General features: G+C 40.0%; 1 pseudogene. It reads left to right on the forward strand.

Annotated elements, in window-relative coordinates:
* The first annotated feature begins 69 nt into the window (after positions 1-69).
* Positions 70-1,208: pseudogene (locus HC176_RS15500) on the forward strand (IS3 family transposase).
* The last annotated feature ends 16 nt before the right edge of the window (positions 1,209-1,224 follow it).

A 1,224-nucleotide genomic window follows, 5' to 3' on the forward strand; every position in this document is an offset into this window, starting at 1 on the left:
TGTAACCTTCCCTAAAAATAAGACAGTTTAAAATTCGAAATTATTAATTTTAAACCAATAAACTGTCAGATGAAAAAAAGTAGATTTACCGAAAGTCAGATCATCAAGATCTTAAAAGAAAACGAACAAGGCCGGGCTGTTGGGGACATCGCCCGAGAATTGGGTATCGATAAGAGCACTATCTATTATTGGCGCAAGAAATATGGCGGAATGGAAACTAGTGAGTTAAAACGGCTTAAGGAGTTGGAAGAGGAAAACCGCAAGCTCAAGCAGATGTATGCAGATGCGAGTCTTGACAACCAGATGCTGAAAGATATATTGTCAAAAAAGTTCTAAGGCCTTCCGACAAGAAGCATAGAGCGGTTTATTTGACCAAGGAGTACCAGGTCTCCATAAAACGAGCCTGTAACGTAGTAGGTTTGACCCGTTCCATGTGGTATTATCAGACTAAACGTGATGATCGCGAGGTAATCGATAAACTTTCTGAATTGGCCACTGAGTTGCCCACCAGAGGTTTTGACGAATACTATAAACGCATACGTCGCGAAGGCCATAAGTGGAACCGAAAACGGGTATTACGAGTATACCGGCAGATGAAACTTAAATTAAGGCGCAAACATAAAAAGCGCATTACGGGCAGGGTAAAACACCCTTTGGAAACCCCTGAACAATTGAATCAAGTTTGGAGCATGGATTTTATGTCGGATGTCCTTTCTGATGGCAGAAAGGTACGTGTTTTAAATATAATTGATGATTGCAACCGCGAAGTACTGGTTGTAGATCCAGGATTGAACTATCCTGCCAGAAAGCTAGTGGAGACTTTAGAACAATTAGAAGAAGAGATTGGGTTGCCACAAACTGTCCGTTGTGATAATGGCCCTGAGTTTATCTCTAAAACATTCAGTGAATGGTGTAATAGGAAGCGCGTGGAAATACGGTATACCCAACCGGGCAAGCCAATGCAAAACGGGTATATAGAACGTTTAAATAGATTTTACAGAGAAGATATATTAGATGCTTACTGGTTTAATGATCTGCATCAATTACGTTCTTTAAGCAATAAATGGATGGAAGATTACAACAATAACCATCCACACCAATCCCTGGGCAATAAATCACCCAGGGAATATAAACCTCGATTCGGGGAAGAATTCTTCCCCGAATCGAATGATATTAATGAAAATTTATTGAATTTAGCTGTGTCTTAAATTGGGTAAGGCTACA

The sequence above is a fragment of the Tamlana crocina genome (genome assembly GCF_012037625.1).